The sequence below is a fragment of the Curtobacterium sp. MCBD17_040 genome, from assembly GCF_003234805.2.
In the GTDB taxonomy this organism is placed as follows: domain Bacteria; phylum Actinomycetota; class Actinomycetes; order Actinomycetales; family Microbacteriaceae; genus Curtobacterium.
Window position 1 is genome coordinate 2314358 of sequence record NZ_CP126273.1, and the last position, 15914, is coordinate 2330271.

At 70.1% G+C, this 15914-nt stretch carries 14 protein-coding genes; 5 read left to right on the forward strand and 9 right to left on the reverse strand.

Features of this window, described 5'->3' with window-relative positions; translation table 11 throughout:
* Positions 1–45 precede the first annotated feature (45 nt).
* The 3 genes from rplJ to DEI94_RS10815 all read right to left on the reverse strand — a co-directional run bounded on the left by rplJ (position 46) and on the right by DEI94_RS10815 (position 3081).
* Positions 46–561 (reverse strand): 50S ribosomal protein L10, encoded by a 516-nt coding sequence (rplJ, locus tag DEI94_RS10805; RefSeq protein WP_111009456.1) that lies wholly within the window; start codon positions 559–561, stop codon positions 46–48.
* A 255-nt stretch (positions 562–816) separates the two neighbouring features.
* Complete coding sequence (locus DEI94_RS10810) at positions 817–2292, reverse strand: sensor histidine kinase (RefSeq protein WP_111009455.1); 1476 nt, start codon at positions 2290–2292, stop codon at positions 817–819.
* Positions 2293–2340: 48 nt separating this feature from the next.
* A complete protein-coding gene (locus tag DEI94_RS10815; protein ID WP_111009454.1) occupies positions 2341–3081 on the reverse strand; it encodes a response regulator transcription factor in 741 nt (246 codons plus the stop codon).
* Positions 3082–3280: 199 nt separating this feature from the next.
* On the opposite strand from DEI94_RS10815, the gene DEI94_RS10820 reads away from it, so the two are divergent.
* From DEI94_RS10820 to DEI94_RS10830, 3 genes are all read left to right on the forward strand, one after another.
* On the forward strand, positions 3281–4861 hold the full coding sequence (locus DEI94_RS10820) for a bifunctional PIG-L family deacetylase/class I SAM-dependent methyltransferase (RefSeq protein ID WP_181441831.1): 1581 nt from the start codon (positions 3281–3283) through the stop codon (positions 4859–4861).
* 143 nt (positions 4862–5004) lie between these two features.
* Positions 5005–6564 (forward strand): ABC transporter permease, encoded by a 1560-nt coding sequence (locus DEI94_RS10825; RefSeq protein WP_111027018.1) that lies wholly within the window; start codon positions 5005–5007, stop codon positions 6562–6564.
* 131 nt (positions 6565–6695) lie between these two features.
* A complete protein-coding gene (locus DEI94_RS10830; RefSeq protein ID WP_111027065.1) occupies positions 6696–7370 on the forward strand; it encodes an ABC transporter ATP-binding protein in 675 nt (224 codons plus the stop codon).
* A 91-nt stretch (positions 7371–7461) separates the two neighbouring features.
* Here the strand turns inward: DEI94_RS10830 and DEI94_RS10835 are convergent, their stop codons facing one another.
* The 6 genes from DEI94_RS10835 to DEI94_RS10860 form a co-directional block, all read right to left on the reverse strand.
* On the reverse strand, positions 7462–8475 hold the full coding sequence (locus DEI94_RS10835) for a TolB family protein (protein WP_111027066.1): 1014 nt from the start codon (positions 8473–8475) through the stop codon (positions 7462–7464).
* 175 nt (positions 8476–8650) lie between these two features.
* Entirely contained in the window at positions 8651–9490 is an 840-nt protein-coding gene (locus DEI94_RS10840) for a carbohydrate ABC transporter permease (RefSeq protein WP_111009451.1), read from the reverse strand.
* Positions 9483–10478 (reverse strand): carbohydrate ABC transporter permease, encoded by a 996-nt coding sequence (locus DEI94_RS10845; RefSeq protein ID WP_111009450.1) that lies wholly within the window; start codon positions 10476–10478, stop codon positions 9483–9485. Before DEI94_RS10845 ends, DEI94_RS10840 begins: the two co-directional genes overlap by 8 nt.
* An 82-nt stretch (positions 10479–10560) precedes the next feature.
* The gene (locus DEI94_RS10850) at positions 10561–11877 is read right to left on the reverse strand and encodes an ABC transporter substrate-binding protein (protein WP_111009449.1); all 1317 of its coding nucleotides are present in this window, start codon (positions 11875–11877) and stop codon (positions 10561–10563) included.
* A gap of 111 nt (positions 11878–11988) precedes the next feature.
* Entirely contained in the window at positions 11989–13104 is a 1116-nt protein-coding gene (locus DEI94_RS10855) for a Gfo/Idh/MocA family protein (protein WP_111027019.1), read from the reverse strand.
* Positions 13101–13847, reverse strand: coding sequence for a sugar phosphate isomerase/epimerase family protein (locus DEI94_RS10860; protein ID WP_111027020.1), 747 nt, complete (start codon positions 13845–13847; stop codon positions 13101–13103). The genes DEI94_RS10855 and DEI94_RS10860 overlap by 4 nt, the downstream gene beginning before the upstream one ends.
* A 176-nt stretch (positions 13848–14023) precedes the next feature.
* Between DEI94_RS10860 and DEI94_RS10865 the strand changes: the two genes are divergently transcribed.
* Both DEI94_RS10865 and DEI94_RS10870 read left to right on the forward strand, forming a co-directional pair.
* Complete coding sequence (locus DEI94_RS10865; protein ID WP_111009446.1) at positions 14024–15238, forward strand: ROK family transcriptional regulator; 1215 nt, start codon at positions 14024–14026, stop codon at positions 15236–15238.
* Between the two features lie 28 nt (positions 15239–15266).
* The gene (locus tag DEI94_RS10870) at positions 15267–15911 is read left to right on the forward strand and encodes a YqaJ viral recombinase family protein (RefSeq protein WP_111027021.1); all 645 of its coding nucleotides are present in this window, start codon (positions 15267–15269) and stop codon (positions 15909–15911) included.
* Positions 15912–15914: the final 3 nt, after the last annotated feature.

The following is a 15914-nucleotide window of genomic DNA, read 5'->3' on the forward strand; positions in this document are numbered from 1 at the left end:
TGTTCTCTCCTTGCTACGTGGTGTGGTTGTCTACCGCAGGCCCGATCAGGCTGCGGACTCCTGCTTCTCGCGCAGTGCCTCGACGGTGCGGACGGCCTGCGAGAGGGGCGCGTTGAACAGGTACGCGGCGCCGAACAGCGATGCCTTGAAGGCGCCGGCCAGCTTGCCGAGCAGCACCTCCCGCGACTCGAGGTCGGCGAGCTTGTCCACCTCAGAAGCGGTCAGGGGGTTACCGTCGAAGTACCCCCCCTTGACCACGAGCTGAGGGTTCGCCTTGGCGAATGCACGCAGCGACTTCGCGACGGCGACGGTGTCACCGTGCACGAAGGCGATCGCGGACGGACCGGCCAGCTCGTCGTCGAACGACGAGATGCCCGCCTCGTTGGCAGCGATCTTCGTGAGCGTGTTCTTCACCACGGCGTACGTGGCGTGCTCGCGGATGTCAGTCCGCAGCTGCTTGAGCTGGGCAACCGTGAGACCGCGGTACTCGGTCAGCAGGACGGCGTTCGAGTTGCGGAAGTGATCCGACAGCTCGGCGACCGCAGCTTCCTTGTTCGCCATGGCTCTCCTTAGGGTCTGTGCCGGCAGCCCCCGGTCCCGAACACGAAAAAAGCTCCGGCGCAGAGGCTCGGAGCTGGACCCACGCGAGGCGTGTGAGCGGTTCGGAACACCTGCGCGGGCTGCCTCGTCGGACGAGGACCTTCGGCCACCACACCAGCAACAGTGGGAACTGTGCAGGCACGGCGGCAACCGGCGGTCTTTGGCTTCCGGAAGCGTACCAGTCCCGCCGCAGGGCCACAACCGGCGGACGACCGCTCACGCGCCCGACGCGGCGACTCCCGATCGGCGCAGGTCGTCCGGGCTCGACGGCACCGCCGGCAGACGGACCGTGAACACCGTGTCGCCCGGGACACTCCGGACGGACACGACGCCGCCGTGGGCCTGGACGACCGCGTCGACGATCGCGAGCCCGAGGCCGGTCGATCCGGCGGTCCGGCTCCGCGAGCTGTCGGCACGCGCGAACCGCTCGAACATCTTCGGCAGGAACGCGGGGTCGATTCCCTGTCCGGTGTCGCGGACGGTCAAGTCCACCCCCTCCGGCCCGGTCGCGATCCCGACCGTGATCCGGGTGCCGTCCGGGGTGTGCGTGCGGGCGTTCGTGACGAGGTTGACGACCACCTGGTGCAACCGTGCGGCGTCGCCGAGCACCACGACGGGCTCGTCCGGCACGTCCACGTCGATGAGATGGCCGGGACTGGCGGCGTGCGCGTCGTTCACGGCGTCGAGGACGAGCCCGGTCAGGTCGACGTCGTCGAACTGGATCTCGCGCCCCTCGTCGAGTCGGGCGAGCAGCAGCAGGTCCTCGACCATCCCGGTCATCCGGACGGACTCGGCCTCCACGCGACTCATGGCGTACACGACGTCGTCGGGCAGGTCGACGGACATGCGCCGCGTCAGTTCGGCGTACCCGCGGATGGACGCCAACGGGGTCCGGAGCTCGTGCGACGCGTCGGCGACGAACTGCCGGACCTTGTCCTCGCTGGCCTCACGGGCACGCATGGCGTCGCCGATGTGGCCGAGCATGCGGTTGAAGGCGGTGCCGACGCGCCCGACCTCGGTCCGCGGGTCGGTGTCCTGCTGCGGCACCCGCACGTCGGCGAGCTGGTCGCCCCGGACGAGCGGCAGGCGCGCGACCGTCGTCGCGGTCTCGGCGACGCGTTCGAGCGGGCGCAGGGAACGGCGGACGGCGTACGTGGCGACGAGGCTCGCGGCGACGAGCGCGACGACCATCACGACGACGACCACCCAGATGAGGTTCCAGATGCTCGCGTAGACCGGGGCCATCGGCAGGCCGACGACGAGCACGCCGTTCGTGGTCGCGACCGCGGCGACCCGGTAGTCACCGACGCTGCCCCCGAGGTGCACGGTCTGCGCCCCGTTCCCCACGGTCGCCTGCGCGAGCGTCTGCGCCTGGCCAGCGGTGAGCTGCTTGATGGAGCCGCTCTCCTGGATGATCGTGCTGAAGACACGGTTCCCGTTGAGGTACACGGCCGTGAGCGTCCCGGCCGCTTGACCGGCCGGTCGGGCGAGATCGTCGGGAGGCGCGCCTCCGAATCCGCCGCCGCCCTGGTTCAGGTGGCTCTGCGCCCGGTCCGTCGCGTGTTCGATCTGCGAGTCGATGCTCGTCGTCTGGATGGTCGCGAGCGCGATGATGCTGCCCGCGCCGATCACCGCGCTCACGGCGACGACGAGGGCGACGATGCTGAGCACGAGGCGTCGACGGAGCGTCATGGGTGGAGGTGCCTTCGTCGGGGCGGTCCGGGCGTGGTCACCCGTCGGTCAGGACGTCGGCTTGATGACGTAACCGACGCCGCGGACCGTGTGGATCATCGGCGTCTCGCCCGCGTCGATCTTCTTGCGCAGGTACGAGATGTAGATCTCGACCACGCTCGACTTGCCGCCGAAGTCGTAGCTCCAGACGCGGTCGAGGATCTGTGCCTTCGAGAGCACGCGTCGCGGGTTCCGCATGAGGAAGCGGAGGAGCTCGAACTCGGTGGCGGTGAGTTCGATCGACCGACCGGCACGGTGCACCTCGTACGACTCCTCGTCGAGCACGAGGTCGCCGACGGTGATCGTGGAGTCACCGGCCTCGGCGATGCTGATCTGCGACCGTCGGATCAGTCCGCGGAGCCGCGCCACGACCTCCTCCAGGCTGAACGGCTTCGTGACGTAGTCGTCGCCGCCCGCCGTGAGCCCGCTCACCCGGTCCTCGACGCTGTCCTTCGCGGTGAGGAAGAGGACGGGGGTGTCGTCGTTGTTCTGCCGGAGTCGGTTGAGGACCTGGAGGCCGTCGAGGTCCGGCATCATCACGTCGAGCACCATCGCGTCCGGCCGGAACTCGCGGGCCTTGGCCAGGGCGTCCTGACCGCCGTTCGCGCTCGTGACGTCCCACCCCTCGTACCGCAGGGCCATGGAGAGCAGGTCGGTCAGGCTGGACTCGTCGTCGACGACGAGGATGCGCAACGGCGAGCCGTCGGCACGGGTGAGACGGGGAGCGGCTGAGGGCTGGGAGATGGTCACGTCTTCCGAGTATCTGGACTCGCCTATGAGCGGTCTGAGGAGGACCGGAGGACCGCCTGTGGATGCGATGGCGTCGGCATCCCCGACATCTGTCGGGCGGCGGCGCAGCCGCTCCTCCGTGCGTACGGTGGCAGGGTGCTCCACCCGACCGCCGCGCCGTCCGCGCACCATCCGTCCGACACGACCGAGGATGACTGACATGGTGAGCTTCGACCACCGGGAGCCCGGCACCGACCCCGCGTCGTGGACGACGTTCCTCGCGGAGCGGACGACGGAGCGGCTCGACCTCGACGGGATCGCGTCGGTCGTGGTGCTCGCACCCCACCCGGACGACGAGACCCTCGCCGCCGGGGGGCTGCTGGCGACGGCCGCCGAACTCGGGTTGCCGGCACGGGTCCTGCTCGCCACGCGCGGCGAGCGGTCGCACCCGGACTCCCCGACGACCACGCCCGAGCGGCTCGCCGCGCTCCGCGAGTCCGAGTTCGCGACGGCGCTCCAGGTGCTCCAGCCGGACATCCGCGCCACCCGCGTCCGCCTGCCGGACGGCGAGCTCCGCGAGCACCGCTCGACGCTGCGTGACGCGCTCGACCACGTCCTCGCGGGCATGCCGACCCCGACCCTCCTCGCGGCGCCGTGGACGGGTGACGGTGACCGCGACCACCGCGCCGCGGGCGAGGTGGCCGAGGAGGCCGCCGCCGCCCACGACGGCGTGACGCTCGTCGAGTACCCGATCTGGATGTGGCACTGGGACGACCCCGCGTCGGCGAGCGGTCCGTGGGACCGTGTCACGGCCCTCCCGGTCCCGCCCGCGCTGCGTGAGCGGAAGTTCATCGCGCTCACGATGTACGCATCGCAGGTCGGCGCCCTCTCGGACGCCCCGGGCGACGAGGCGATCGTCGACCTCCGTCACCTCGAGCACTTCACGCGCGCGGAGGAGGTCTTCTTCCGCATCGCCGCCACCGAGCGGCCGAGCATCGAGGAGCCCGGAACGACGGCAGCACCGGTCGAGGAGGACCCCAGGACGACGGCAGCACCCGCCGAGGAGGACCCCAGGACGACGGCAGCACCCGCCGAGGAGGACCCCAGGACGACGGCAGCACCGGCCGAGGAGGACCCCAGGACGCCCCCCGCACCGGGCGGGGGCGACCCCGGACCGGTGGACCAGCCGTCGCCGGACGGGTCCGGCTCGCGGACCCGCGCGTCCTCCGAGGCGCACTCCGCGCGCCGACCGGACGGCCGGGACTTCGAGCACGACTGGTACGAGCGCCGGAAGCGGGCCGTCACGATGGCGGCGCTCCCGCGGGAGCGCTGGCGGTCCGCGCTCGAGATCGGCTGCGCGACGGGGTTCCTCACCCGTGAGCTCACGGAGCGGACGGACGCGGTGCTCGGCGTCGACATGGCCCGGGCACCCCTCGAGCAGGCCCGCCGCACGGCACCGCGCGCGACGTTCCTCCGCATGACCGTCCCCCAGGAGTGGCCGGACGGGCGCTTCGACCTCGTCGTGCTGTCCGAGGTCGGCCACGACCTGAGCGCCGCCGACCTCGGAACGACGGTCGAGCAGGTGTTCCGGTCCCTCGACCCGGACGGGGTCCTCGTCGCATGCCACTGGCGCCACCCGATCGGCGACGCTGCGCTCGACGGCGACGCCGTGCACGCCCGCCTCCGCGCGCGCTGGCCCCGGTCACCGCTCGTGCACCACGAGGAGGACGACTTCGTCCTCGACGTGTTCCCCGGCCCGGCCGTCCCCTCGGTCGCGCAGGCGTCCGGTCTCGTCGGGTGAGGTGCTGAGCCGAGGTCGACCGCACTGGGGAACCCCATAGGAGCGGGCAACACCGCGCACAGCACCCCTCCCTACGGTCTCCTCGTCGGCCCCGTCCTGCGACAGCATGACGGTGTTCCCCGCCGACCCCTGCGAGGAGAACCATGTTCCTGACCTACCTCAGGCGCGAGCTCACGAACCGCAAGAAGCAGACCGTGATCATCGCGATCGGGATGGCGTTGGCCATCGCGCTCGTGATCATCGTGTCGTCGATCTCGAGCGGCGTGAAGGCAGCGCAGTCCAGCGTGTTGCAGTCCGTGTACGGCGTCGGCACCGACATCACGGTCACGCAGACCGCGAGCGCCACCACGGACGGCGGCCGCCCGAGTTTCGGCTTCGGCCAGAGCGGCGGTGCCACCGGCAGCGACGGCACCACGAAGCTGTCGAAGTCGCGGCTGTCGGTCACCCGCGGCACCACCGCCATGTCGGACAGCACCGTGAAGACCGTCACCTCGACCTCAGGCGTCTCCGCCGCGTCCGGTGTCCTCAACCTCACGAACAGCACCTTCTCCGGCTCGATCACGCAGCAGCCGGGATCGTCCTCGGGCTCGTCGGGCACCGGTACGGGAACGGGCACCCGTGAGGCTCCCACCGGCGGCGAGGGCGGCGGCTTCGGCGGCGGGAACTTCAGCGTCGACGAGTTCACGGTCACGGGCATCCCGACCGGCAGCAGCACGGTCGGCCCCCTGACGAGCGCGAAGCTCACGAAGGGCCGGGCGCTCACGGCCTCGGACGCCGGCAAGGACGTCGTCGTGCTCGACAAGACGTACGCCAAGAGCCAGTCGAAGACCGTCGGCGACACCATCTCGATCGGCGACACGACGTTCACCGTGGTCGGCATCGTGGCGTCCACGTCGTCCGACTCCGCGACCGCGTCGGATTCGTACATCCCGCTCGACACCGCACAGAAGCTCTCGAGCGAGACCGGCAAGGTCACCACGATCTACGTCTCCGCGACGTCGTCCTCGGACGTCAGCAGCATCAAGACCGCGCTCGAGAAGAAGCTCACCAAGGCGACCGTCTCCACCGAGGCCGACCTCGCATCGAGCGTGTCCGGGTCCCTCTCGACCGCGTCGAGCCTCGTGTCGAACCTCGGCACCTGGCTGTCGATCGTGGTCCTCGCCGCCGCGTTCCTCATCGCCATCCTGTTCACGATCTCCGGCGTGAGCCGCCGCACCCGCGAGTTCGGCACCCTGAAGGCCATCGGCTGGTCCAACGGCCGCATCACCCGGCAGGTCGCCGGGGAGTCGTTCGTCCAGGGCATCATCGGCGGCGTCGTCGGAGCCGTCGCGGGCCTGGTCGGCATCCTCGTCATCAACGTCATCGCCCCCACCATCTCCGCCAGCGCCTCCAGCACCGGCACGAACGGGGCCCGTGGCGGCGCCGGCACCGGCGGCGGGTTCCCCGGGGCCGCCGCAACCGGCGCGGCGAACGCCGGCACGAGCGGATCCGGTGCGACCTCGGGTGGGTTCGGCGGGGCGGGGGGCTTCGGCGGCGGACAGACGGCCTCGACCACCGACGTCGTGCTGCACGCCCCCGTCACCGTCGAGATCATCCTCGTCGCGATCGGTCTGGCGATCCTCGGCGGGCTGCTCGCCGGTGTCCTCGGCGGCTGGCGGGCCTCCCGGCTCCGCCCGGCAGAAGCACTCCGGAGCGTCGCCTGATGCCCACCGACACGTCCTCGAACCCCTCTCGGATCCCGAGCGCCACCGACCAGTCAGGAGCACCGATGTCCACCACGGACCGCGTCTCGACCATCGCACCCGCCGCAGCACCGGCCAGCGGGAACCGCCCCATGTACCAGCTGAGCGGCGTCGGCAAGACCTACGCCCAGAAGAACAAGAAGGTCACCGCCCTGGCCGGGGTCGACCTCGAGATCCCGACCGGCCAGCTCGTCGCGATCCAGGGGCCGACCGGCGGCGGCAAGTCGACGCTGCTGCAGATGCTCGGCGCGCTCGACCGACCCACGTCCGGGTCCGTCGTGCTCGGCGACCGGGACATCGCCGAGCTCGGCGACGGCGCCCTCACCGAGATCCGGGCATCCGAGATCGGGTTCGTGTTCCAGTCCTTCAACCTCATCCCGACGCTGACCGCTCGCGAGAACGTCGAGACGGCGTTCGCGGGGTCGCTCGCCCGGTCGTCACGTGACGAGATCACCCGGAGCGCGACCGCGGCGCTCGAGTCGGTCGGACTGGGCGAGCGCCTCGAGCACCTGCCCGCCGAGCTGTCCGGCGGCCAGCAGCAGCGTGTCGCGATCGCCCGGGCGCTGGTCAAGAACCCGAAGGTGCTCCTGGCGGACGAACCGACGGGGGCACTCGACGAGGGCACCCGTGACGAGATCATGTCGATCATCGAGGGTCAGTGGAAGGACCGCGGCCTGACGGTCGTCATCGTGACGCACGACTCGTGGGTCGCCCGCCGCGCCGAGCGCCGTCTGCACATCAAGAACGGCCAGGTGCGCGACATCTGACCGTCCCGCACGCACGGCATCTGTGCCGAAATCGCACGACACGCCGCTTCCCCACGACGGGAGGCGGCGTGTCGTGTGATCTCGACGCGGGTCAGTCGACTGGGTAGTCGCAGTAGGCGAACCACGTCGAGCTCGGCGCCCACGGCGGCACGTTCACCGTTCCCTGGCCACCCTGCATCACCGCGACGGTCCGCGGAGCCTCGGTCGTGGTCCCGAGCACGGCGTCACCGGGGAGCATCCGGAGTTCGACGTCGCGGTCGGCCGGGTGCCCCTGGGTACCCGTCGGGTACGCCAGGTACAGCAGGTGCCGGCCGTCCGGGGACGGGTGGGGGAACCAGTTCACGCGCTCGTCGTGCGTCAGTTGCTCCGCTCGTTCCGTCAGCGCGGGGCGCTCCGCGGTGCTGTCCGGTACCCCGTCGAGTCGCAACCGTGTCAGCTGCGCGTGCCCGGGCTCGGACTCCCATCGTTCGGAGTTCCAGAGCAGGGCGGACCCGTCCGGGGCGAACACCACGCCGTCGTCGGCGTGCTCGTCGCGCGTCACGAACGTCGGTTCGCCGGTCGCCGGGTCCACGAGCGCGACGTCCGTCGACCACACGCCGTCGTCCGACAGCTCGCCCACGATCGCCGCGAGCGAGGACCCGTCGGGCGCGATGCCGTGCAGGTAGAACTTCCGGCGGACCGGCGCGGCGGCGGCGTCGGTGATCCGCTCGGCGGGCTCGGCCGCGGTGCCCTCGGGCAGTGCGACGCGGTAGAGGTCGCCGTCGCGGGCGGAGACCACGATCGAGGTGCCGGACGGATCGAGCACGTGGTCGTTGTTGATCTCCGGGACACCGTCCATCGGCACCCGCACCAGGTCGTTCTCGTCGAGGACCACGCCGGTCCGCGGCACGGGGAGCGTGAAGAGGTCGCCGTCGCCGTTGAGCACGAGCCGTTCGTCCGAGGTCCCCGCCCGGTCGATCCACACGTTCGGCGCCTCGACGAGCACGCGGTCGCTCACGAACACGACCCGGTCCTCGCCGGTCGTCACGTCGACCACGTGCACCCGGCTCGTCTGTCCGGGCCGCAACTGCCGCCCGCGCGGCTCACTCGTGCTGTCGTCGCTCATGGTCTCCATCCTCTCCTGGTCCGCCGCCGTCCGCCGGTCGCTCGGACGCGCCGTGCGGAGACAGGTGGGCCTGTCCCGCCGGCTCCGGACCGTCGCGCCAGCGACGGGGCGACCATGCCGGGAGGGACGGTGCGGGTCCGACCCGCACCGTCCCTCCGCGAGTGGCTCGCCCCTACTACTTGACGGCGCCTGCGGTCAGACCGGCGACGAACTGCCGCTGGACGATGAGGAACGCGACGACGACCGGGATGCTGACCACGAGCGAGGCGGCCATGATCTGGTTCCAGTAGACGTTCGTCTGGGTCGAGTACTGCTGCAGGCCCACGGCGAGGGTCTGCGAGTTCCCGTTCGTCAGGACGGACGCGAACAGCACCTCACCCCAGCTCGTCATGAACGAGTAGATCGCGACGGCCACGATGCCCGGTCGCGCGGCCGGCAGGATCACCCGGAACAACGCCCCGAGCGGACCCGACCCGTCCACCATGGCGGCCTCGTCGAGATCGCGCGGGATGGTCTCGAAGTAGCCGGCGAGCATCCAGATCGAGAACGGCAGCACGAACGTCAGGTACGTGATGATCAGGCCGAGCTGGGTGCCGACGAGCTGGATGCCGAGCAACTGGTCCAGGTTGACGAAGATGAGGTACAGCGGCAGCAGGAACAGCACGCCGGGGAACATCTGGGTCGCCAGGATCGAGGTGGTGAACGTGCTGCGACCGCGGAACGTCCACCGCGACACCGCGTACGCGGCGAAGATCGCGATGACGAGCGAGAACAGCGTCGCGATCGAGCAGACGACCAGGCTGTTCACGAAGTAGGTCGCCAGCGGCACCGTGGTCCAGATGTCGATGAACGGCTGGAAGGTGAGGTGTGTCGGGATCCACGTGAACGCGCCCTGCACGTCACCGAGCGGCTTGAGGGCCGAGGTGATCATGACGTACAGGGGCACGATCGTGAAGATCGACAGCAGGACGATGACGATGACGCGGAACGTCTTGGAGCCAGTTGTCTCACGCACGCTGGGACCTCCGGTTGGTGAAGAGCAGGTAGGCGCTCGTGACGATGAGCAGGAACAGCAGCAGCAGCACGCTCATCGCGGCGCCGGAGCCGAAGTTCCACGTGATGAACGAGGCGTTGTAGATGTGGAACGAGATGAGGTCCGCGGCCGGCGGCTGCGCGGTCGAGCCGAACAGCACGTAGGGCGTGTTGAAGTCGTTGAACGTCCAGAGGAACATCACGAGGACCAGGGTGACGTTGACCGACCGCACCATCGGCAGGGTGATGCTGCGCCACTGCCGGAACGGCTTGGCGCCGTCCACCGAGCTCGCCTCGTAGACGTCCTGCGGGATCGACTGCAGGCCTGCCATGAGCATGAGGAACGCGAACGGCCACAGCCGCCAGATGGCGACGATCACGATCGCGACGAACGCGTTGTTGCCGATCAGCCAGAACGGACCGTGCGCCATGAGGTGCAGCTGGTCGACGAGGATGTGGTTGATCGCGCCGGTGTCGCGCTGGAACATGAACTTCCAGGCGATGATGCCGGCGTAGAGGGGCAGCGCGTAGGGCACCAGGAACAGCGTGCGGAACAGGGAGCGTCCGCGGAACTCGCGCTGCAGGGCGACCGCCGCGGCCATGCCGAGGACCCACGCGAACCCGACCACCAGGACGGTGAACCCGCACGTGACCAGGAACGAGTTGAGCAGGCTCTTGCCGATCGCCTGGTTGAAGTCGAGCGCGACGCTGTAGTTGTGCAGGCCCGCCCACGGTGCGCTCGACCAGTTGGCGATGAAGTACTTGGTGAGCTGGACGAGGCTGATCCAGATGCCCGTGAGCATCGGGACGATGTGGATGAGCAGCTCGAACAGGATCGCGGGAGCCAGGAGCACGTACGGCAGCCACTGCCCGTGACGGCGCCGCTTGGGCGGCTTGTTCGCGAGCGTGGACCGTGAGTCGGTCGTCAGCTCCGCAGCTCGGGACGACTCGGGGAGGACCGTCGTTGACATGTGGATCACCTTCCGGCGGGTGCAGGGATGGGAAGGGGCGGCGCCCCGGGCGATGGCACCATCACCCGGGGCGCCGTCGGGATCAGCCGTTGGCCTGGGACACCTGGTCCTGCGCGGTCTGCAGTGCCGACTTGATCTGGCTGGTCGACACCGTGCTGCCGGTGGCGATCTTGGCGAACATGTCGTTCATCGACTTGCCCACGGTGGACTCGAACTGGTCCTCGGCCGGCACCAGCGGCAGCGGCTTCGCCATCGTGTTGTAGATGTTGAGGAACGTCTTCGTCTCGGCGGACAGGTCCGTCGCGTTCGCGGCGCTCTTGAGCACCGGCAGGGCCGCGTACGGCTTGTCGAGGGTCGCCTGGGTGCTCTCGCTCGTCATGAACTTGACGAACTTGAGCGCGCCGTCCTTGTTCTTCGTGTTCTTGAAGATGGACAGGTTGATACCGGCCGGGAAGCTCGCGATCTGCTTCGCACCCGTCGGCGCCGGGAAGGGCACCACACCGTACTTGTCGGCGGACATGCCGTTCGACTGGATGGTGGCGTCGGCGTTGTTCTGGTTGAGGATCATCGCCGCCTTGCCCTTGGCGAAGTCCGACGTCGACTGCGTCGCGTTGTCGTACTGGGCGTTCGAGGTGTTCACGGCCTTCTGGGTCTGCATCAGGTCGAGGTACCGCTTGATGCCGTTGACGTTCGCGGTCGAGGTGAACGTCGGGTCACCCTTGCTGTTGAACCACTGGCCGCCGTTCTGCGCCGAGTTGATGAACGCGAAGTGCGCGTTCTCGGTGTAGGAACCCGCGGCGAGGGAGAACCCGTACTGACCCTTGGCCGGGTCGGTGAGCTTCTGCGCGTCGCTCGTCAGTTCCTCCCACGTCGTCGGCGGCTTGAGACCGGCGGCGGCGAACATGGCCTTGTTGTAGAAGAGGCCGTAGGCGAGGCCGTAGAGCGGGACGCTCGTCACGGTCTTGCCGGGGGCGCCACCGGTGGACAGCGGCACCTTGCCGAACTTGTCCGAGCCGCCGATCGCCTTCATCGCCGAGCTGTCGAACGGCATGAACGCGCCGGTGGCCTGGAGCGAGGTCGCCCAGGTGTTGCCGATGTTGACCACGTCCGGGCCCTGGCCACTCGTGACCGCGGTCTGGATCTTGTTCTGCAGGTCGTTCCACCCGATGACCTGGAGGTTCACCTTGATCCCGGTCTGCTTGGTGAACTTGGCCAGCTCCGGCGTGAGCACCTCCTTGTCGTTCTGGAGGCTCGTGCCCTGGTTGCTCGCCCAGTAGGTGAGCGTCTTGCCGTCGCTGCTGGAGGATCCGGATGAACCGGAGGAGGAACAGGCCGCGAGGCCCGTGACCATCAGTGCGCCTGCGGCGGCGACGGCCAGTGCGCGGAATGTGGTGCGCATGACTCTCTGCTTTCTCGTCGTTGAGTGGGAGGTGCTATCGGGAAGGGAAAGGAAGGGAAACGGAAGTTCGGGGGCCCGCGCGGCCGTTGGTGTCGGCCGCGCGGGTCGGGGTCAGGCGAGCGTCGACGCCGCGGGGTCGAAGTCCTCGGGGAGGACGGGACTCGAGGACACCGTGCTCTCGACGCGGACGGGGCCGTGCTGCTCGGCGGCCTCGGCGATCGAGACCATGACGTCGAGCACGTGGAACGCCAGCGCACCGGGGACGCGTTCCGGAACGTCGGCGCGGATCGCGCGAGCGAGCTCGACGACGCCGGTCCCCCGCGTGTAGGTCGACCCCGTGGCGGGGATGACCTCGGGCTCCTCGGAGCCGGCGGTCCAGAGCTTCGTGTCCCCGTCGAACATGTTCGGGTCGGGGAACACCACGGTGCCCGTCTCGCCCGAGACCTCGACGAACCCGGCACGCGGCTGGGCCGACTCGAAGCTGAAGATGCTCTGCGCGCTGCCACCGTTCTCGAACTCGATGAGCGCCGAGTAGTGCGTCGGGACCTCGACCGGGAACTCCGTGCCGGCCTTCGGCCCGGACCCGATCACACGGGTGCCGCGGGCCTTCGACGCGGTGGCGCTCACCTGCGCGACCGGGCCGAACACCTGGACGAGCGTCGTGAGGTAGTACGGGCCGATGTCGAACAGCGGGCCACCGCCGAACGCGAACAGGAACTCGGGGCTCGGGTGCCAGGACTCGGGGCCGGGGCTCTGCATGATCGTCAACGCGTTGAGGGGCGTGCCGATCGCGCCACCGGCGATGGTGCGGAGGGACGTCTGGAGCCCGGCGCCGAGGAACGTGTCCGGCGCGACGCACACGCGCTTGCCCGCGGCGTGGGCCGCCTCGACGAGGGCGCGGCCGCTCTCGCGGTCGAGGGCGTACGGCTTCTCGCCCCACACGTGCTTACCGGCCTCGAGTGCCTTGGTGGCGACCTCGACGTGGGCGGCGGGGATGGTCAGGTTCACGACGATCTCGATGTCGTCGATGGCGAGGAGCTCATCGACCGTGCCGGAGCCGGGGACGTTCCACTTCTCGGCCTGTGCCGCCGCACGCGGCAGGTCGATGTCCGCGATGAACAGGACCTCGAGGTCGGGGAAGACGGTGAGGTTGGAGAGGTACTGGTCGCTGATCACGCCGGCGCCGATGACGCCGACGCCGACCCGGCCGGTGCGTGCGGCGCTCATGCCTGGACCCCCGTGAGGAAGGCGTGGCTGTCGGCGACGGCCTGGAACACGTCGCCCTCGTGGTCGTCGAGTTCGATGACCTGCTGGGCCTGCGGCGCCGCGGCGATGATCTCGCGGACGGGCATGATGCCGTTGCCGACCGCGACCTGGGCCTTGTCGTTCTTCGTCCCGTCACCGTCCTTGACGTGCAGGAACCGGACCTTGTCACCGAGCTTGCCGAGGATCTCGACTGCGGAGTCACCCCCGACCTGGCACCAGTACGTGTCGAGCTCGAGCACGACGTCGTCGTGCAGGGCGTTCGCGAACACCTCGTAGGCGGAGACGCCGTCGATGCGGTGCTCGAACTCGAACGCGTGGTTGTGGTACCCGAGGGCCAACCCGTGGTCCGCTGCCCGTGCGGCGACGGCTCCGAGCTCGCGGGCGATCGCCTCGACGTCCTCGCGTGTGGTCCAGCGCGCCTCGTCGATGTGCGGGTCGATGAGCGTGGTGAGGCCGACGGTGACGCTCGCGCTGAGGATGCGGTCGAGGTCGAGGCCGGCGTCGCCGAGGAGGCGAGCGTGACCGCTCGGTGCGGTGAGGCCCGTGGCCTTCAGCGCCTCGGCGTACTCGTCCGCACGGTCGACGTAGCCGGCGAGTTCGACGTTCGTGAACCCGATGTCGGCGATGCGCCGCAGGGTTCCGGGTAGATCGGTCGCGATGGCGTCCCGGACGGTGTAGAGCTGGACCGAAAGCGGTGGGGTCACCTGGTTCTCCTCGTCGAGTGGTGCGGTACCGGCCTGTGTCGGTCCTCCTCCGAGAGGGGCGCCGGCGCTGGCCGCAGGTCACACTACGAGCACTTCTGCCGAGCGTCAAGCAGAAGTCCCATGTCGCTCGGCGATCTTGCTTGCTGCCGCCGTCGTTAGTGTGGTTCACTCCGACCATGGTCGATCTGACGCGTGCGGCAGCGCCGCCCACCGTCGGGGCGAGTGAGCTGTTCCAGATCCTGCGGGACGGCGTCCCCCGTACCCGCGCCGAACTCGCCGCCCGCACCGGGCTGTCCCGCTCGACCGTCAGCGTGCGCCTCGACGCGCTCGTCGAGGTCGGCCTCGTCGGCCCGCTCGACACGGCTGTCTCGACGGGCGGACGGCCACCCGCGCAGATCGCACTCCGACCGACCGCGCGGGTCGTCGCCGCCGCCGACCTCGGTGCCTCCCACGGGCGTGTCGCGCTGACCGACCTCATGGGCAACCGCCTCGCGATGGACGAGGCCCGCATCGACATCGCCGAGGGGCCCGTCCCGATCCTCGAGTGGCTCGTCGGGCGCCTGGACCTGCTGCTCGACCGGATCGGTCGCCGCCGCGAGGACGTCGTCGCCATCGGGATCGGTCTGCCGGGCCCGGTCGAGTTCTCCACCGGACGCCCCGCCAATCCGCCGATCATGCGCGGCTGGGACGGCTTCGACGTCCCAGGATGGGTGCGCCAGCACATCGACACCCACGTGCTCGTCGACAACGACGTCAACATCGCGGCGCTCGGCGAACGGGAGCACGCGTGGCCGGACGTCGACCACATGATGTTCGTCAAGGTCGCCACCGGTATCGGCTCCGGCATCGTGTCCGAGGGCCGCCTCCAGCGTGGCGCACAGGGCACCGCCGGCGACATCGGGCACGTGCGCGTCGCCCGCGCGGGCGAGGTCCCCTGCCACTGCGGCAACACGGGCTGCCTGGAGGCCGTCGCCTCCGGTCCGGCGATCGCCCGCGCGCTGCGCGCGAAGGGCCACGACGTCACGTCGAGCGAGGACATCCTCGCGCTCGTCGCCCGCGCGGACATCGACGCGATCGGCGCCGTCCGGCAGGCCGGCCGCGACATCGGCGAGGTCCTCGCCACGTGCGTCTCGCTCATGAACCCGGCCGTCATCGCGCTCGGCGGGTCGATGGCGCAGGCGGGGGAACACCTCCTGGCCGGCGTGCGCGAGGTCGTCTACTCCCGATCCATGCCGCTCGCGACCTCGCACCTGGTCATCGCGCAGTCCCGCGCGGGCTCCGCCGCCGCGTTGCACGGCGCGTCCGCCCTGGCGATCGACTACGCGCTCTCCCCCGCCGGGATCGACGAGATGGTGGCCGTGGGCGAGGATCGCCGCCTCGTGTCCTCCTGACCGTCCCGGCGCGAGGGACAATGGTCGCGTGACCATCGTGCAGCCGACGCTCTCCCTCTGGGACGACGACGACGCGCACGACCGGTTCACGGTCCTCCGCGACCACACCGCGCGCATCCTGGCCGACGCGACCGATCGCGTCGGCTGGCTCCGTGCCCGCGCGGCCGGGATCACCGCGACCGACGTCGCCCGGCTCGCGTCCCTCCACGCCGTGGAGGCCGTGGTCGCCGACAAGCGCTACGGCTCACGGTTCTCGGGCAACGCGTTCACGGACCACGGTCGCGAACGCGAACCGGTGATCGCCGCCTGGGTCGCCGCCACGCACGGCATCGAGCCGTCGAGCGCCCTGTTCCACGCCCGCACGAACCGAGCCCACCTCGCCACACCGGACGGCGTCGGACACGATCACCAGGGTCGTCTGGTGCTCGCCGAGATCAAGACGACGTCGACGGGCTGGCGTCGGATCCCCCGCCACTACCTGCGGCAGATCTGGTGGCAGCAGTACGTGCTCGGCGCTGAGCGCACGCTGTTCGTGTGGGAACGACACGACGACTTCGTGCCCGTCGCCGACGAGCCCGAGTGCCGCTGGGTGGATCGCGACGACGACCAGATCCGCGGGCTCGTCGAACTCGCCGACCTCGTGCTCGACCGCCTCCGCGTCGCCCGGAGCTGACGC

Coding starts and splice junctions, on each gene's coding strand:
- rplJ (WP_111009456.1), bottom strand. CDS start 561: ATGGCGAACAAGGAAGCTGCGGTCGCCGAGCTGTCGGATCACTTCCGC.
- DEI94_RS10810 (WP_111009455.1), bottom strand. CDS start 2,292: ATGACGCTCCGTCGACGCCTCGTGCTCAGCATCGTCGCCCTCGTCGTC.
- DEI94_RS10820 (WP_181441831.1), top strand. CDS start 3,281: ATGGTGAGCTTCGACCACCGGGAGCCCGGCACCGACCCCGCGTCGTGG.
- DEI94_RS10825 (WP_111027018.1), top strand. CDS start 5,005: ATGTTCCTGACCTACCTCAGGCGCGAGCTCACGAACCGCAAGAAGCAG.
- DEI94_RS10830 (WP_111027065.1), top strand. CDS start 6,696: ATGTACCAGCTGAGCGGCGTCGGCAAGACCTACGCCCAGAAGAACAAG.
- DEI94_RS10835 (WP_111027066.1), bottom strand. CDS start 8,475: ATGAGCGACGACAGCACGAGTGAGCCGCGCGGGCGGCAGTTGCGGCCC.
- DEI94_RS10845 (WP_111009450.1), bottom strand. CDS start 10,478: ATGTCAACGACGGTCCTCCCCGAGTCGTCCCGAGCTGCGGAGCTGACG.
- DEI94_RS10850 (WP_111009449.1), bottom strand. CDS start 11,877: ATGCGCACCACATTCCGCGCACTGGCCGTCGCCGCCGCAGGCGCACTG.
- DEI94_RS10855 (WP_111027019.1), bottom strand. CDS start 13,104: ATGAGCGCCGCACGCACCGGCCGGGTCGGCGTCGGCGTCATCGGCGCC.
- DEI94_RS10865 (WP_111009446.1), top strand. CDS start 14,024: ATGGTCGATCTGACGCGTGCGGCAGCGCCGCCCACCGTCGGGGCGAGT.